Origin of the sequence: Klebsiella sp. 2-CIP_Kleb. (assembly GCF_050378715.1) — a bacterium.
Taxonomy (GTDB): domain Bacteria; phylum Pseudomonadota; class Gammaproteobacteria; order Enterobacterales; family Enterobacteriaceae; genus Klebsiella; species Klebsiella quasipneumoniae.
In genome coordinates this window covers 24,224-38,769 of record NZ_JBNRLG010000004.1, presented here as the reverse complement: position 1 = coordinate 38,769, position 14,546 = coordinate 24,224, and the positions used below count along the sequence as shown (strand labels likewise).

At 61.2% G+C, this 14,546-nt stretch carries 16 protein-coding genes and 1 tRNA gene; 8 read left to right on the top strand and 9 right to left on the bottom strand.

What is annotated here, in order from left to right:
• Nucleotides 1–10 precede the first annotated feature (10 nt).
• Nucleotides 11–1,405 carry a glycoside-pentoside-hexuronide family transporter gene (locus ACQUTP_RS15380; RefSeq protein ID WP_064794963.1) on the bottom strand — a complete coding sequence of 465 codons (1,395 nt, stop codon included), beginning with the start codon at nucleotides 1,403–1,405 and terminating at the stop codon, nucleotides 11–13.
• A gap of 292 nt (nucleotides 1,406–1,697) precedes the next feature.
• Here ACQUTP_RS15380 and ACQUTP_RS15375 point away from each other — a divergent pair.
• From ACQUTP_RS15375 to ACQUTP_RS15355, 5 genes are all read left to right on the top strand, one after another.
• A tRNA-Sec gene (locus ACQUTP_RS15375) sits at nucleotides 1,698–1,792 on the top strand.
• Nucleotides 1,793–1,957: 165 nt separating this feature from the next.
• Complete coding sequence (locus tag ACQUTP_RS15370; protein WP_032456750.1) at nucleotides 1,958–2,425, top strand: DUF3237 domain-containing protein; 468 nt, start codon at nucleotides 1,958–1,960, stop codon at nucleotides 2,423–2,425.
• A 112-nt stretch (nucleotides 2,426–2,537) separates the two neighbouring features.
• Nucleotides 2,538–3,545 carry a zinc-binding alcohol dehydrogenase family protein gene (locus ACQUTP_RS15365; protein ID WP_004205102.1) on the top strand — a complete coding sequence of 336 codons (1,008 nt, stop codon included), beginning with the start codon at nucleotides 2,538–2,540 and terminating at the stop codon, nucleotides 3,543–3,545.
• Between the two features lies 1 nt (nucleotide 3,546).
• A complete protein-coding gene (locus ACQUTP_RS15360) occupies nucleotides 3,547–3,837 on the top strand; it encodes a putative quinol monooxygenase (RefSeq protein WP_004205103.1) in 291 nt (96 codons plus the stop codon).
• 154 nt (nucleotides 3,838–3,991) lie between these two features.
• Nucleotides 3,992–5,041 carry an NAD(P)-dependent alcohol dehydrogenase gene (locus ACQUTP_RS15355; RefSeq protein WP_285756171.1) on the top strand — a complete coding sequence of 350 codons (1,050 nt, stop codon included), beginning with the start codon at nucleotides 3,992–3,994 and terminating at the stop codon, nucleotides 5,039–5,041.
• On the opposite strand, the gene ACQUTP_RS15350 is transcribed toward ACQUTP_RS15355, so the two are convergent.
• Nucleotides 5,038–5,991: a GlxA family transcriptional regulator gene (locus ACQUTP_RS15350; protein ID WP_069135558.1), complete on the bottom strand. Its 954-nt coding sequence runs from the start codon at nucleotides 5,989–5,991 to the stop codon at nucleotides 5,038–5,040. The two genes, ACQUTP_RS15355 and ACQUTP_RS15350, sit on opposite strands and share 4 nt — an antisense overlap.
• A 21-nt stretch (nucleotides 5,992–6,012) precedes the next feature.
• Nucleotides 6,013–6,792 carry an MBL fold metallo-hydrolase gene (locus tag ACQUTP_RS15345; RefSeq protein ID WP_130945284.1) on the bottom strand — a complete coding sequence of 260 codons (780 nt, stop codon included), beginning with the start codon at nucleotides 6,790–6,792 and terminating at the stop codon, nucleotides 6,013–6,015.
• 166 nt (nucleotides 6,793–6,958) lie between these two features.
• On the opposite strand from ACQUTP_RS15345, the gene ACQUTP_RS15340 reads away from it, so the two are divergent.
• Nucleotides 6,959–7,519 (top strand): NUDIX hydrolase, encoded by a 561-nt coding sequence (locus ACQUTP_RS15340; RefSeq protein WP_004205107.1) that lies wholly within the window; start codon nucleotides 6,959–6,961, stop codon nucleotides 7,517–7,519.
• On the opposite strand, the gene ACQUTP_RS15335 is transcribed toward ACQUTP_RS15340, so the two are convergent.
• From ACQUTP_RS15335 to ACQUTP_RS15325, 3 genes are all read right to left on the bottom strand, one after another.
• On the bottom strand, nucleotides 7,509–8,363 hold the full coding sequence (locus ACQUTP_RS15335) for a DMT family transporter (RefSeq protein WP_004205109.1): 855 nt from the start codon (nucleotides 8,361–8,363) through the stop codon (nucleotides 7,509–7,511). The genes ACQUTP_RS15340 and ACQUTP_RS15335 overlap by 11 nt on opposite strands.
• Before the next feature lie 24 nt (nucleotides 8,364–8,387).
• Nucleotides 8,388–9,197 (bottom strand): lipoprotein NlpA, encoded by an 810-nt coding sequence (gene nlpA / locus ACQUTP_RS15330; RefSeq protein ID WP_017900755.1) that lies wholly within the window; start codon nucleotides 9,195–9,197, stop codon nucleotides 8,388–8,390.
• A 126-nt stretch (nucleotides 9,198–9,323) separates the two neighbouring features.
• Complete coding sequence (locus ACQUTP_RS15325) at nucleotides 9,324–10,229, bottom strand: AraC family transcriptional regulator (RefSeq protein WP_306738481.1); 906 nt, start codon at nucleotides 10,227–10,229, stop codon at nucleotides 9,324–9,326.
• 118 nt (nucleotides 10,230–10,347) lie between these two features.
• Between ACQUTP_RS15325 and ACQUTP_RS15320 the strand changes: the two genes are divergently transcribed.
• Entirely contained in the window at nucleotides 10,348–10,884 is a 537-nt protein-coding gene (locus ACQUTP_RS15320) for a carboxymuconolactone decarboxylase family protein (RefSeq protein ID WP_004205112.1), read from the top strand.
• 20 nt (nucleotides 10,885–10,904) lie between these two features.
• Here ACQUTP_RS15320 and ACQUTP_RS15315 read toward each other — a convergent pair whose 3' ends face one another.
• Together ACQUTP_RS15315 and ACQUTP_RS15310 are read right to left on the bottom strand one after the other, a co-directional pair.
• The gene (locus tag ACQUTP_RS15315; RefSeq protein ID WP_004205113.1) at nucleotides 10,905–11,375 is read right to left on the bottom strand and encodes a DUF1348 family protein; all 471 of its coding nucleotides are present in this window, start codon (nucleotides 11,373–11,375) and stop codon (nucleotides 10,905–10,907) included.
• The gene (locus ACQUTP_RS15310) at nucleotides 11,372–12,004 is read right to left on the bottom strand and encodes a pyridoxamine 5'-phosphate oxidase family protein (protein WP_023319359.1); all 633 of its coding nucleotides are present in this window, start codon (nucleotides 12,002–12,004) and stop codon (nucleotides 11,372–11,374) included. Before ACQUTP_RS15310 ends, ACQUTP_RS15315 begins: the two co-directional genes overlap by 4 nt.
• A 95-nt stretch (nucleotides 12,005–12,099) precedes the next feature.
• Between ACQUTP_RS15310 and ACQUTP_RS15305 the strand changes: the two genes are divergently transcribed.
• Nucleotides 12,100–13,014: a LysR substrate-binding domain-containing protein gene (locus ACQUTP_RS15305; protein WP_004205115.1), complete on the top strand. Its 915-nt coding sequence runs from the start codon at nucleotides 12,100–12,102 to the stop codon at nucleotides 13,012–13,014.
• Here the strand turns inward: ACQUTP_RS15305 and ACQUTP_RS15300 are convergent.
• Nucleotides 13,011–14,504 (bottom strand): MDR family MFS transporter, encoded by a 1,494-nt coding sequence (locus ACQUTP_RS15300; RefSeq protein WP_306738482.1) that lies wholly within the window; start codon nucleotides 14,502–14,504, stop codon nucleotides 13,011–13,013. The two genes, ACQUTP_RS15305 and ACQUTP_RS15300, sit on opposite strands and share 4 nt — an antisense overlap.
• Between the last annotated feature and the right edge of the window lie 42 nt (nucleotides 14,505–14,546).

The window sequence follows — 14,546 nt, the reverse complement described above, 5'->3', positions numbered from 1 at the left end:
AAACGTCCTCTTAGTTTTGCCATTCTTTGTCGATCGGGGCTGTTGCGAAATCTTGTTCATTACGACGCGCGCCCTCGGCCAGCTCGGCCATCATTTTTTTCAGGAACGGCGTTTTCAGCGTGTAGTAGCGTTTGGCGATCGCCGCGCTCAGCAGGTAGCACACCGCTGGAACGAGGGTGAACAAGGCGATAATAATGGTGAGGGTGGCGCCGTTCTGAGTTTTGGCTGCGGCGTCGTAACCGCCGCCGGCCAGCATCCAGCCGATGAGCGCGCCGCCCAGCGCCAGACCCAGCTTGAGCACAAACAGGGTGCCGGCAAAGCTGATGCCGGTCAGGCGTTTGCCGTTGCACCATTCGCCGTAGTCGACGGTGTCGGACATCATCACCCACTGGATTGGCGTCACCAGCTGGTGCAGTACGCCAATGGCGAAGATAAAGACGAACATGGTGATTTCGGCATTCATCGGTACGAAAAACATCGCCACGCTGAGCACCGCCAGGATGGCGTTGGTCCACCAGAAGACGCTGACTTTGCATTTCCAGTCGGTCAGCGGTTTCGCCAGCGCCGAGCCAATCAGGTTGCCGACGCAGTAGGTGGTGAGGAAGACGGTGAACAGCGCCGCCGAGCCCATGATCCAGGTGGTGTAGTACATCATCGCGCCGCCGCGAACGCAGACCGCGAGGATATTGAGAATGGTGAGCACGCCAACCACTCGCCACTGGTCATTGCGCCAGATATCGCGCAAATCTTCGCGCATCGAGGTGCTGCTCGGCGGCGCTTCGACACGCTCTTTGGTGGTAAAAAAGCAGAAGGCCAGCATCAGGAAGGCGATCGCCGACAGCACCGCGATGCCGCCCTGGAAGCCAAGCGCTTTGTCTTCGCCGCCGATAAAGTTGACCAGCGGCATCATCAGCACGGTGGAAAGCATGCCGCCTGCCGTCGCCAGCACAAAGCGCCAGGACTGGAGTGAGATGCGCTGTGTCGGGTTGTCGGTGATCACGCCGCCGAGCGCGCAGTAGGGGATATTCACCACGGTGTAGAGCAGGGTCAGTAGCGTGTAGGTTACCGCAGCGTAAATCAGCTTGCCGTGGTGGCTTAAGTCCGGCGAGCTGTAGGCTAGTACGCAGACGAGGCCGAACGGAATGGCGCCGAAGAGGATCCACGGGCGAAATTTACCCCAGCGGCTGCGGGTACGGTCGGCCAGCAGGCCCATGCACGGGTCGGAGATCGCATCCAGCGCGCGCGCCAGCAGGAACATGGTGCCGACAAAACCAGCGGGGATGCCGAAGATATCGGTGTAGAAAAACATCATATACAACATAACGTTATCAAAAATGATGTGGCTGGCGGCGTCACCCATGCCGTAGCCAATTTTCTCTTTGACGGACAAAATATGATCTTTCATATGGGCACAATTCCCTTAGCGGCGCCACGGATTGGTACCGGTTACATTTCTTGTAAACCTTTGCCGCAGGAAGATGAATTGCGATATCTCGTTATCAGATTACGTTTCTTGTTTTCTGTGATCGCGGTAGCCTGAAAGCGTATGAAAAAGTGTAACCCATGGATTTTGAACGGATTTGTTTCAGACTGTTCTGCAAAGTCCAGTTTTAACAGTAAAAAAGTGCGTTCAGGTATGTGGTAAACGGCTGAAAGTAGCTATAATGCGCCCCGCCTCCATGTAGCAATCGAGGCGCGGAAGATCGTCATCTCCGGTGAGGTGGCTGGACTTCAAATCCAGTTGGGGCCGCCAGCGGTCCCGGGCAGGTTCAACTCCTGTGATCTTCCGCCAGTTTGCCTCTGCTCCTCCACCGCCACGCCATACCAAACTGAGCCGCAAAACCCATCATCCCAGTCAATCATTTTCATCCAAACTCTGCGTTATTTTGTCTCCTGCGAACCCGTTACACTGGCGCAAAGACCGCGTGCCGTTGCCAACCGAAACAGGAGAGCCATGATGACCCCCGAACTGAGACACTGTTTTTCCATTACCATCCAGGTTGATAAACCGATAATCGTTTCCCGCAGTCCGCAAACCGGCAAGCGTCAGCTGATCCCGATTCTCGGCGGTAGCGTTTCGGGTCAACTTCGCGGCCACGTGCTGCCCGGCGGCGTCGACAGCCAGATTATCGAGCCCGACGGCACGTGCAGGCTATCCGCCCGCTATGCCCTGCAGGTGGAGGAAGGAACGGTGTACGTGGAAAACCACGGTATTCGCCGGGTGCCGGCCCGCTATCATGACCAGCTGTTCGCCGACGATATGCGCTTTTTTAGCACTATTCCGCCGGAAGAAATCTATTTTCGCACCGTCCCCACCTTCGAGGTGGATACCCCCGCGCTCAGCTGGCTAACCACCTCGCTGTTTATCTGCGCGGGCGGACGTACTCAGGATGGGGTGATGCTCGATTTCTATCAGGTGGGCTGATTTTCACTTTCTGCATATAACTGTTATTGCCGTTAACCCGTTTTTCCCCTCCCGGCGCCGGTCTACTATCGCGTCATCGCTTTATTCACCCGATTCACAGACCGGAGCAGTTATGAAAGCTATCGCCATTACTCAAGCCGCCGCTGACGGCGACAATATCCCTTTTTTAACCGAGATCGACCTGCCGGTCCCTTCCGCCCACGGGCGTGACCTGCTGGTTGCCGTGAAGGCGGTCTCGGTCAATCCGGTGGACACCAAAGTGCGCGCCGGCTTCCAGGGCGACACGCCGCGGGTGCTGGGCTGGGACGCCGTTGGCGTGGTGCAGTCCGTCGGTGAGGAAGTGACGCTGTTCGCACCAGGCGATGAGGTCTGGTACGCCGGCGCCCTGGGCCGGGCCGGCAGCAACAGTGAATATCAGCTGGTGGATGAGCGCCTGGTGGCCCACAAACCGCGCACCCTCGATAACGCCTCCGCCGCCGCGCTGCCGCTGACGGCTATCACCGCCTGGGAGCTGCTGTTTCACCGTCTTGGCGTCACGGAAGGCGGCAACGCGGGCGACACGCTGCTGATCGTCGGCGCGGCGGGCGGCGTAGGGTCGATCCTGACCCAGCTGGCCAGCAAACTGACCGCCATGACGGTGATCGGCACCGCCTCGCGTCCGGAGAGCCAACGCTGGGTCCGCGAGGCGGGCGCGCACCATGTTATCGATCACAGCAAGCCGCTCTCCGACGAGCTGGCGCGCATCGGCATCAACGCGGTGACCCATGTCGCCAGCCTGACCAACACCGACCAGCACTTCAACGCGCTGATCGACGCCCTCGCCCCGCAGGGCAAGCTGGCGCTGATTGATGACCCGGAGACCCTGGACGTGGTGCCGCTGAAAGCCAAAAGCCTGTCCCTGCACTGGGAATTTATGTTCACCCGCTCAATGTTTGAGACGGATGACATGATCGCCCAGCATCAGTTGCTAACCCGCGTGGCGGCCCTGATCGACAACCACACGATCAAAACCACACTCGGCGAACACTACGGCGCTATCACCGCCGACAATCTGCAGAAAGCGCATCGCCAGCTGGAAACCGGACGCGCAGTGGGCAAGATTGTGCTGGAGGGATTTTAAGATGATAACCCTTCTCGCCGTGCTCAAGGCGAAACCAGGCCAAACGGACGCGCTGCGCAAGGTCCTGCAGGGTCTGCTCCTGCCGACGAGACAAGAGCCGGGCAATCTTGACTACGCGCTGTTCCAGCTGCGCGACGCGCCGGATACCTTCTACATGCGTGAGTCCTGGCGTGACCAGCAGGCGCTGGATGAGCATATCGACCAACCCTACTTTCAGGCCTTTATTGGCGAGATGGATTCCCTGCTCGCCGAGCCACTGCGCCTGGACTATCTGACGCCAGTCGCCCCCTGAAAAGTCTGCTCCTCACCCGGTGAGGAGCGGTTTTAACGCTTTGAGCTACCCGTCTCGCATCCCGGGCGCTCCAGGCTACGCTTATCTTTACCGCGCAAAAAACGCTCACCTCCGTCCGCCCGTTTTAACACCGATATAATCAAGAGGTTTCGCTATGCTGATCAACGCTATAGGTACCTACTCCGCCAGCCAACCGCTGGAATCAATGGCCATCACCCGCCGCGAACCGGGGCCGCAGGATGTGCAGATCGCCATCGCCTACTGCGGCGTCTGCCACTCCGATCTCCACCAGGCGCGATCGGAATGGGCCGGAACGCTCTACCCCTGCGTGCCGGGGCATGAAATTGTGGGCCGGGTCACCGCGGTCGGCGAGGCCGTCTCGCGCTACGCCGTCGGCGATCTGGTGGGCGTCGGCTGCATGGTCGATAGCTGTCAACAGTGCGAGGAGTGCGCTGAAGGGCTGGAGAACTACTGCGACCATATGGTGCTGACCTACAACGGACCGACCCAGGACGCGCCGGGCCACACCCTGGGCGGCTATTCACAGCAGATCGTGGTCAAAGAACACTACGTGCTGCGGATAACTCATCCCGAAGCACAGCTGGCCGCCGTCGCGCCGCTGCTGTGCGCCGGGATCACAACCTACTCGCCGCTGCGCCACTGGCACGCCGGGCCGGGTAAAAAAGTCGGCGTGGTTGGCATTGGCGGCCTTGGACATATGGGAATCAAGTTGGCCCACGCCATGGGGGCCCACGTGGTGGCCTTTACCACCTCCGAATCCAAGCGTAGTGCGGCCAGAGCGCTAGGCGCTGATGAAGTGGTGGTGTCGCGTAACGAAGAGGAAATGGCGGCCCACGTTAAAAGCTTCGATTTCATCCTCAACACCGTGGCGGCGCCGCATAATCTCGATGCCTTCACCACGCTGCTGAAGCGCGATGGCACCATGACGCTGGTAGGCGCGCCGGCCACACCGCATCCGTCGCCGGAAGTGTTCAATCTGATCATCCGCCGCCGGTCAATTGCCGGGTCGATGATTGGCGGGATCGCGGAAACCCAGGAGATGCTCGACTTCTGCGCTGAACACGGCATCGTCGCCGATATCGAACTGATCCGCGGCGATGAGATCAACGAAGCCTGGGAAAGAATGGTCAAGGGTGACGTGAAATACCGCTTCGTGATCGACAGCGCGACCCTCGGCGGCTAAGCGCCGCGGCGGAAGGTACGCCGCCATTCGGTCGGACTGACGCCAAAGCGCGCCTTAAACTGCTGACGCCAGGTGACGGCAGAGAGATAACCCACCGCCTCCGCCACCTGCTCGACCGGCAGATCCCCCGCCTCAAGCAGGCTCTGGCTGCGGCGCAGGCGTTCGGCGGTCAGCCAGTCGGTGATGCTCATCCCGGTCGCCCGGGCGAAGTGGCGGGTCAGGCTGCGGCGGCTCATCGCCACCACCCGGGCCAGCGAATCGAGATTATGCGGCTCGGCAATATGCTGCTGCAGATAATCCAGCAGGCAGTTGATTCGCGCATCGCGGGTATTTTTCGGCACCGGCTGAGCGATGAACTGCGCCTGGCCGCCCTCGCGGTGCGGCGAAACAATCAGCCGCCGGGCGATCTGGTTGGCCGCGAGGCTGCCGTAACGCTGGCGGATAATGTAGAGGCAACAGTCGAGCGCCGCCGCGGTGCCCGCTGAAGTAATGATCCGCTGATCGTCGACGTACAGGGCGTTGATATCCAGCCGCACCTGCGGAAACCGGTGCTGAAAATCCTGCTCAAACTCCCAGTGGGTCGCCGCGCGTTTCCCGTCCAGCAGCCCGGCGTAGCCAAGGACGAACGCGCCCAGGCACAGACCGACGATTTCCGCGCCGTTATTCCGGGCCCGCACCAGGCTATCAAGCAGCGCCTGCGGCGGGCGCCGGTCGACCTCGCCCCAGTAAGGCACCACCACGATATCCGCCTGTTCCAGTACGGCGTAATCGCCGCTGGCGTACAGCGCGAAGCCGTCGCGGGCGCGCAGCAGCCCCGGTCGCTCGGCGCAAATGTGCAGATTAAAGCGTTTGTTTTCAGAGACCGAATCGCCAAACAGCATGCAGGGAACGGCGTAATGAAACGGGCTAAAGCCCTCTACGGCAACAATCGCCACGTCGGTGAGCTTCATCGTCCTTTCCCCTTGCGCACGTTAATAAACCACGGTTTCCCCATCCTGCGGGATACACACGACCTCGGCAATCTGATTATCCAGCGCATACTGGCGCATCTCTTCCCGACTCACCAGGCAGTGGTTGACCGCCTCGAGGTGGATAGCCATGATTTTCGCTTCCGGCAGGGTGAAGTGTACGTTCAGGAGATCCTCTTTGCCCATGATAATCGGGCCAAAGCCGATGACGTGGGCATAGCCGGCGTTGAGGACCACCACGTCCGGGCGCAGCTTCAGCAGGTCGGCCGCAATTTCATCACGCCAGATGGTATCCCCCACCAGCCACAGCGTCTTCTCCTGCGGATGGCGAAACAGCACGCCGCAGGCCTCGCCCAGGCGTTCGGCCATCGCCGGCACCGCGTAGGTGCGATCGCTGCCGTGCTGGCCGGAGGTGGTTTTCAGCAGGCGCACGCCGGCAAATTCGCTGTCTGCCATCAGCAGGCGGATATCCTGGAATCCCTGGCTGCGCAGCAGCGCACCGTCGGCCTCGTGCTGGACGAACACCGGCAGGGTTTTCGGGATCGCGGCGATCGCCGCCTCGTCCCAGTGATCGTCATGGGTGTGGGTGACGATCACTGCGTCAACGTCGATAATGTTATCGCGGGAAAAAGGCAAGGCCACCAGCGGGTTGCGCAGCTCGCTGCGCGCGGTGCCCGGAAAACCCGGCCAGGCGCCTTTGTCCGCCAGCATCGGATCGATCAGAAACTTTTTCCCGGCGTATTCAATAATCTGGGTCGCGTTACGGATATGGGTGATGTTCATGTCGGCGTTCCTCAGGGGGTGATTTGACGAACATCGTAATGAGTACCAGCCTGGCGCAATAGGGGCATTTGGGCAAGGATCGATGAAATCGGGCCAACCTGCGGCGATTGCTATCCGTCTCCGGCTATGTTGTTCTGAAGGCTCCATTTTTGACAGGAGTGGCAGGATGAAGAAAAAACTGACCGCCGCCGATATGCACGACCCGCAGGTCATCGCCGAGACGCCGTGGTTCAGCATGCGCAAGGTGGGTATTGATATCGCCCCCGGCGAGCGCCGCGACTTTTACGCCATTCACTATCCCCGCCCGGCGGTGGGGGTTGTGGCTATCCAGGAGGGCAAAGTGCTGCTGATTCGCCACTACCGCTACCTGATCGACAAGGTGGTGTGGGCCATTCCGTCTGGCGGCGTTGACGAAGGGGAAGATCCGGCGGCGGCCGCGCTGCGCGAGCTGCGGGAAGAGACCGGCTGGCAGGCGCAACGCGTCGAGGAGATCATTCGCTTCAACCCCTCCTACGGCAGCAGCGATCAGCTGTTTATCACCTGGCTGGCTACCGGTTTACGCTGGGTGGGGATGGATGCGGATCAGGATGAGGTAATGGAAACCGGCTGGTTTACCTTTGAGGAGATAAACCAGCTGATCGCCCGCGGCGAAATGCCGGACGGGCTGTCGCTGGTGCCGCTGCTGCAATTGATGGCGCAGCCGCGCACCGGGCAGGCTACGGCTTAAGCATTCGCCAGCGGAACCACAGCTGGGCAACCAGGATCAGCACGCCGCCGATAATTTTCTGCAGCGGCAGCTGTTCGCCGTACCACAGCGCGGCGGCAATGACCGTCAGCAGCGGTTCGAGCACCATAATGATCGCCGCGCTGGCCACCGCCGCGTACTTTTGCCCCTTCATCTGCAGACCGAAGCGCAGGCTGGTGGCGATGACTATGCTGGCCACCAGCCAGCCGAAGGTCGGCAGGGTCATCGGCTGGTCCCAGCGTTCAACGGCAGCGGAGATGGTCAACCCGACGATACCAGTGATCGCCAGCTGCACGGTGGTCAGGGGGATCAGCGGTACTTCACGCGCGCAGCGGCTGGTGTAACAGAACCAGATCGACTGCACCAGCGCCGTCAGCAAAAACCAGCCCTGGCTGGGATGGAAGGCTATCGGCATGTGCAGGCTGAGCAGGCCCAGGCCCACCACCGCGATCGGCAGGCACTCCCACCAGGCCCGCGGCGGACGCACCTTCATCATCACCCACGCGGTCAGCGGGACGAACATCATCGACAGGCTCATAATAAACGCCCCTTCGCCGAGCGACGCCGTCGTGGAGACCGAGTAGATCCACAGGCAGAGGTTGAGCGCAAACCACAGCCCGCTGATGATGAGCTTTGGCCAGTGCTGCTTTTGCGGGCGAAACCCGCGGCAGAACGGCAGCAGCAGCAGGGCGGCGAAAAAAAAGCGCAGCCCAAGGAACGCGAATACCGGCATGCCGGCGATCGCCTCGCGGGAAAAAATCCAGCCGCAGGCGGCAATCACCGTCGCGGCAATCAGCAGCAGGTCAGCCTGCCGTTGGCGTACCATACGCGCCTCTCCCTGTGTGTTGGCTTACCAGCCCGGCACCGCGCCGCCGTTGAAGATAGTCTCTGCCGCCTTCGCCACCTCCGGCGACTGGTACGACTGCATAAACTCCTTCACGTTTTCCGCGTCTTTATTGTCTTCACGGGTCACGATGATGTTCACGTAGGGCGAGTTTTTATCTTCGATAAAGATGCCATCGCGAACCGGCGACAGCCCGGTTTGCTGCAGGTAGGTGGTGCTGATGATGGCCACGTCGACTTTAGGATCGTCGAGTACGCGCGGCAGCTGCGCCCCTTCCAGCTCCATAATTCTCAGGTGATGCGGGTTGTCGGTGATATCCACCGCCGTCGGCAGCAGGCCGGTGCCGGCTTTGAGGGTAATCAGCTTCTCTTTTTGCAACAGCAGCAGCGCCCGCCCGAGATTGGTCGGGTCGTTGGGGATGGCGATTGTCGCGCCGTCTTTCAGTTCGGCGACTGACTTGATCTTGCGCGAATAGCCGGCCATCGGGAAGACGAAGGTATTGCCGACCGCCACCAGATGGTAGTTATGCGCTTTGTTGTCCTGCTCAAGGAAAGGCCGATGCTGGAAGACGTTGGCGTCCAGATCCCCGGCGTTGGTCGATTCGTTAGGCAACAGCGAGCCGCTGAACCCCACCAGCTCAACCTCCAGACCATACTTCTCTTTGGCCACCTTCTTCGCCACTTCCGCCACATCCTGTTCAGCGCCATTAATCACGCCGACCTTAATGTGCTTCGCTTCATTACTCTTTTGGTCGCAGCCGACCAGCGCCAGACCCGCCAGCATTACCGCGGCGGCGGCACGTAAACGTAATCTCATCCTCTTCACCCTGTCCGTCCTGACTGTCATTGTTTTTTTCGTGCAAAACTATAGCGACTTTCGGGTGGGGTAATAAACAGCAAACCACGCAACCGGAAATAAAATCATCTTCCCCAGAGCGAAGCACTAGCCCCGTCGCCACTCGCCCGGCGTCACGCCATAGCGCATTTTGAAACGCTTCGAGAAGGACGCCAGCGACTGAAAGCCGCAGCGTTCGGCAATCACCTCGAGGTTGGTCTGACGCTTGAGGCGCAGCAGCCGGGCGGCCAGCGCCATTCGCAGCTGCGACAGCCACGCCTGCGGCGTCAGGTGATAAACGCGGGAAAAATGACGGGCAAAGGTGGCCCGCGACAGAAAGGCGCGGGCGGCCATGGTTTCCAGCGTCCACGGCTGCTCCGGGGTTGCCATCACCGCCAGCACCGCCGGCATCAGGCGTTCATCGCTCATCAGACGCAGCAGCCCGCCGGGCGGCTGCTGCTCGCCAAGCAGCATGCGCAGCAGCAGCACCAGCAGCGTATCGCCGAGGCTGCGCACGATAGCGCTGCCGCCGGGACGCTGCGCCAGGCTTTCGCGGACCAGTATGTTAAGCAACGGCTGCAGCTCCGGGCAGTCTTCGCGCGTATCGGTATGGAGATGGATCAGCGTCGATGCCTCAGTGAACAGCCAGCTAACGTGCGGACCAAAATAAAATTCGCCGCACAGCATCTCCAGCGCCCCCTCCGCCGGGCCGGCGCGCATTTCCGTCACCGTGCCGTTAAACCGGTGCGCTACCGGCAGCACCTGGCCCCACTCCACCAGGCTCTCCATCAGATGCGGCGAACCGTGCGGCAGGAGGACCACATCTCCCGCGCGCAGGTGATGAGTCAGGCCGCCGACGTTAAGCCGCCCCTCACCGCGCAGCACCACGTGCCACGGCACCACGCCGCTGCGCATTTGCTGGTGCCCGGCCTGCCAGCGGCCGCCGAAGCGACAGTGCAGGTTCACTTCGCAGCGCGGCGCCAGCAGCGCCAGCAGATGACTGAGACTGTCCATGCTTCTCCTGAGACGATAAGACAAAAAGGTGAGACGAAGACCGCCAGTCTAGCATGCGGCAACGGCCTAAGATGACCCCAATGCCAACACACACCCTCGATAACAACAGGAGTTAACTATGAGCCGTTTAGCTGATATCCGTGAACAAGACGCCACCGGCAAAGCCGCCGATATTTTCGCCGGGATCAAAAAAGCGATGGGCAAAGTGCCAAACGCCTACCTGACCATCGGCGGCCACTCGCCGGCGGCGTTGCAGCAGGCGCTGGCGCACAATGCGATGCTCCATAAAGGCAGCCTCAGCGCCCAACAGCTGGAGGCGATTAATCTGTCAGTCAGCGAAGCCACCGGCTGTGACTACTGCCTGGCCGCGCACACCCTGATGGCGAAAAAAGCCGGCTTCAGCAGCGAGCAGATCCACGCCCTGCGCCGCGGGGCGTATGCGGAAGAGACACAGCTTGATGCGCTGGTGAAATTTGCGCAGACTCTGGTCACCACCACCGGTACGCTGCCGGAAGCCGACGTCGCCGCGCTACGCAACGCCGGGTTTAGTGACCAGCAGGTGATTGAGATTATCAGCGCCATCAGCGCGATCCTGTTCACCAACATGGTGAACCGGGTTAACGACACGGTGGTCGACTTCCCGAAAGCCGATTAATCCGTCGCGCAGCGCCGGTTTTACAGCCCCAGATCGCTGAGCCCCGGATGATCGTCCGGGCGACGCCCCTGGGGCCAGTGGAACAGGCGCTCGCTTTCAGCGATCGGCAGATCGTTGATGCAGGCGTAGCGCGTCTGCATCAGTCCATGCTTATCAAACTCCCAGTTTTCATTGCCGTACGAGCGAAACCAGTTGCCGCTGTCGTCGCACCACTCGTAGGCGAAGCGCACGGCGATACGATTTTCCTGCCATGCCCACAGCTCCTTAATCAGCCGATATTGCTGCTCTTTGCGCCATTTTCGCTGCAGGAATTCGACAATTTCCCTCCTGCCATGAACAAACTCGCTGCGGTTGCGCCATTCGCTGTCCACGGTGTAGGCCAGAGCGACTTTTTCGGCATCGCGGCTGTTCCAGCCATCTTCTGCGGCGCGAACCTTCTGGATAGCGCTGTCACGGGTAAACGGCGGTAACGGGGGACGTTGTTCGGTCATGCTGACTCTCCTCTGCGGGCTAATTGCTGCTGCAGGCGCTGATTCTCCTGCTCCAGGTCATGAATACGTTGCTGCAGGTTCTGGCTGTACTCCGCCACCTGCTGCGCGCTGTAGCGCGGCGTAATGTGCTGCGGGCAGTTCCAGTCAAACGCCTGCAGATGAAAGAGAAACAGGCGCTCGATGCGGGCGCGATAGTTGGCCGGCGCCACCTGCGCCAGCAGCTGCGGGTGGTCCTCTGCCGCCACGACCTCGACGGTGGCGTAGATTTTCAGCCTGGCACGGCGTGGATAATCCATCAAAAACAGGCAGGCCCGGTCGCTGCCGCGCAGGTTGCCGGTGGTGATGTACTGACGGTTACCGCCGAAATCCGCCATCGCCAGGGTGGTGTCATCCAGCAGATGCAGAAACCCCGGCGGGCCGCCGCGGTGCTGGACATAGGGCCAGCCGCTCTGCGACACCGTCGCCAGATAGAAGCTGTCGCGGGTGGCGATCATCCCCGCTTCGCTGTCGCCGAAGCGGTCGGCCTGGCGGCGGCTATGCGGCGTTTGCCACAGCTGGTCGCTGCCCATTTCATGCTGCACATCCATCACGTCCGGGGTGATGGCGATATCGAGAAAGGTTGCTGCCATAGCGCCTCCTGTTGTCTGGCGCCATCATGGACTGTACTGCGAAAAATGATAATACTGATTTAGTGGCAATCATCTTTCCAAAAATCGGGAGAATAATGGATCGATTAAGCGCGATGGCGCTGCTGGTGAAAGTGACCGAGCTGGGGAGTATGTCAGCGGCGGCGCGGGCGCTGAATATGCCGTTGACCACCGTCAGCCGCCATATCGGCGAGCTGGAGAACGCGCTGGGGGTGCGCCTGCTGGCGCGGACCACCCGCAAACTGACGCTCACCGACGCTGGGGTCGATTATGTCGCCGCCGCGCGGCGGATCCTCGAGGAGGTGGAAAACGCCGAGCGCCAGGCGACGGGCGAGTATCAGGAGCCGAAAGGCGAGCTGGTGATCTCTGCGCCGACGATGTTTGGACGCCAGCACGTTCTCCCGGTGATCGCTGAATTTATCGCCCGTTACCCGCAAATTCGCGTCCGTTTGCTGCTCAGCGATCGTAACGCCGACCTGGTGGGCGACCATATCGATCTGGCGGTGCGGATTGGCGACCTGGCGGACAGCAGCATGGTGGCCACCCGCCTCGGCAGGATGCGCATTGTGGCCTGCGCCCATCCGGCGCTGCTGGCGAAATACGGCGAGCCGCAGCGGCCGCGCGATCTGGCGGCGCTGCCGATCATCCGTATTGAATCGCCGATGCCCTATCGCGGCTGGCGCTTTCGCGCCGCTGAGCGCGAGGACCAGCTAATTAATCTGCCGCCGGCGCTATCGGTCACCACGCCGGAGAGCGCTGCTGATGCCGCGCGGCTGGGGGTGGGCGTAGCTCGCTTACTGCACTATCAGGCGCTGGACGGCCTGCGACAGGGTGAGCTCCGTCTGCTGCTGGAACGCGTCGAGCCGGAACCGGCGCCGGTCCATTTGCTGTATACCGCGCGGGACCTGGCGCCGCTTAAGCTGCGAAAATTTATCGATTTTGCCGCGCCGGCGCTGCGTCAGGCGCTGCTGCGCATCGCCGGGGCCGCTTAGTGCGTCGCGGTCTTCAGCGGCGCCTCCTTTAACAGCCAGGAGAGGACAAACGCCACCGCCATAATGCCGGCCGCCATCAGGAACGCCGCGTGGATCGCCGCGCCGAAGGCGTCGAGATAGTCGAGGCGGATATCCGCGGGCAGGTGCTGCACCGCCACCGGATTCATTCCCGGCGGCAGTACCGCGCCTTCCGGCAACAGCTTTTGCAGGTTGCTCTGCAGTACGTGTGTGAACACCGCGCCAAACAGCGCCACGCCGATGGAGCCGCCGATCGAGCGGAACAGGGTCACGCCGGAAGTGGCCACGCCGTACAGCTTCGCCGGCATCGCGTTCTGCACCGCCAGGACCAGCACCTGCATCACCAGCCCCAGACCCGCCCCCAGCACGCCGGTAAACAGGTACAGCTGCCACAGCGGCGAGTGAATGGTGATCCGGGTCAGCAGCACCATGCCGGTCACGCCAAGCAGGGTGCCGAGGATCGGAAACAGGCGATATTTACCGGTCCGGCTGATAATGCGCCCACTGATAACCGAGGTCAGCAGCAGGCCGCCCATCAGGGGGATCAGCTGCAGCCCGGCCTCGGTGGGGGTTGCCTCCTTCACCACCTGCAGATAGAGCGGCAGGAAGGTGACCGACCCGAACAGCGACATGCCGATGACGAAGCCGATCAGGCTGCACAGCAGGAAGCTGCGGTTGCGGAACAGCGACAGCGGAATAATCGGCTCGGCGGCCATCCGCTCTTCGTAGATAAAGCCGATGACACCCACGATGCCGAAGGCCAGAATGCACCACAGCTGCGGGTCATTCCAGGCATGGACGCTGCCCCCTTCCGAGGTAAACAGGATGATGCACAACAGCGCCATGCTGAGGTAAATCGCTCCCAGCCAGTCAATCTGATGCTGGCTGCGTTTACTGCTGCTGTGGAATACCGCGCCGATCACCAGCAGCGCGAAGAGGCCCAGCGGCAGATTGATGTAGAAGATCCAGCGCCAGGAGGCGTGTTGCACCAGAAAGCCGCCGATCAGCGGGCCGATCACCGTCGCCAGGCCAAAAACGCCGCCGAACAGACCCTGATAGCGGCCGCGGTTGGCGGGCGGGATGACGTCGGCCACCGCCGCCATGCTGATCACCATCAGGCCGCCGCCGCCGAGCCCCTGCAGGCCGCGCATCAGCACCAGCTGGGTCATGTTTTGCGCCAGCCCGCAGAGGGCGGAGCCGACGAGAAACAGCCCAATCGCCACCTGCAGCACGATTTTGCGACCGAACAGATCGCCGAATTTACCGTACAGCGGCACCGCGATGGTGGAGCTGAGGATATAGGCGGTGACCACCCAGGAAAGCTTGTCCAGCCCCCCCAGTTCGCCGACAATCGTCGGCAGCGCGGTGGAGACAATGGTCTGATCCAGCGCGGAGAGCAGCATCACCAACAGCAATGCGCTGAACAGCAGGCGTATCGACTGCACCGGTGGATTCGCGATTTGAGAAGTCATTACAACGCTCGCTTGAAATTAATTAAACGAATAATTAATATT

What these genes read in the sequence shown, in the direction of transcription:
- ACQUTP_RS15380 (WP_064794963.1), bottom strand. Translation starts at nt 1,405, where the DNA reads ATGAAAGATCATATTTTGTCCGTCAAAGAGAAAATTGGCTACGGCATG.
- ACQUTP_RS15370 (WP_032456750.1), top strand. Translation starts at nt 1,958, where the DNA reads ATGACCCCCGAACTGAGACACTGTTTTTCCATTACCATCCAGGTTGAT.
- ACQUTP_RS15365 (WP_004205102.1), top strand. Translation starts at nt 2,538, where the DNA reads ATGAAAGCTATCGCCATTACTCAAGCCGCCGCTGACGGCGACAATATC.
- ACQUTP_RS15360 (WP_004205103.1), top strand. Translation starts at nt 3,547, where the DNA reads ATGATAACCCTTCTCGCCGTGCTCAAGGCGAAACCAGGCCAAACGGAC.
- ACQUTP_RS15355 (WP_285756171.1), top strand. Translation starts at nt 3,992, where the DNA reads ATGCTGATCAACGCTATAGGTACCTACTCCGCCAGCCAACCGCTGGAA.
- ACQUTP_RS15350 (WP_069135558.1), bottom strand. Translation starts at nt 5,991, where the DNA reads ATGAAGCTCACCGACGTGGCGATTGTTGCCGTAGAGGGCTTTAGCCCG.
- ACQUTP_RS15345 (WP_130945284.1), bottom strand. Translation starts at nt 6,792, where the DNA reads ATGAACATCACCCATATCCGTAACGCGACCCAGATTATTGAATACGCC.
- ACQUTP_RS15340 (WP_004205107.1), top strand. Translation starts at nt 6,959, where the DNA reads ATGAAGAAAAAACTGACCGCCGCCGATATGCACGACCCGCAGGTCATC.
- ACQUTP_RS15335 (WP_004205109.1), bottom strand. Translation starts at nt 8,363, where the DNA reads ATGGTACGCCAACGGCAGGCTGACCTGCTGCTGATTGCCGCGACGGTG.
- nlpA (WP_017900755.1), bottom strand. Translation starts at nt 9,197, where the DNA reads ATGAGATTACGTTTACGTGCCGCCGCCGCGGTAATGCTGGCGGGTCTG.
- ACQUTP_RS15325 (WP_306738481.1), bottom strand. Translation starts at nt 10,229, where the DNA reads ATGGACAGTCTCAGTCATCTGCTGGCGCTGCTGGCGCCGCGCTGCGAA.
- ACQUTP_RS15320 (WP_004205112.1), top strand. Translation starts at nt 10,348, where the DNA reads ATGAGCCGTTTAGCTGATATCCGTGAACAAGACGCCACCGGCAAAGCC.
- ACQUTP_RS15315 (WP_004205113.1), bottom strand. Translation starts at nt 11,375, where the DNA reads ATGACCGAACAACGTCCCCCGTTACCGCCGTTTACCCGTGACAGCGCT.
- ACQUTP_RS15310 (WP_023319359.1), bottom strand. Translation starts at nt 12,004, where the DNA reads ATGGCAGCAACCTTTCTCGATATCGCCATCACCCCGGACGTGATGGAT.
- ACQUTP_RS15305 (WP_004205115.1), top strand. Translation starts at nt 12,100, where the DNA reads ATGGATCGATTAAGCGCGATGGCGCTGCTGGTGAAAGTGACCGAGCTG.
- ACQUTP_RS15300 (WP_306738482.1), bottom strand. Translation starts at nt 14,504, where the DNA reads ATGACTTCTCAAATCGCGAATCCACCGGTGCAGTCGATACGCCTGCTG.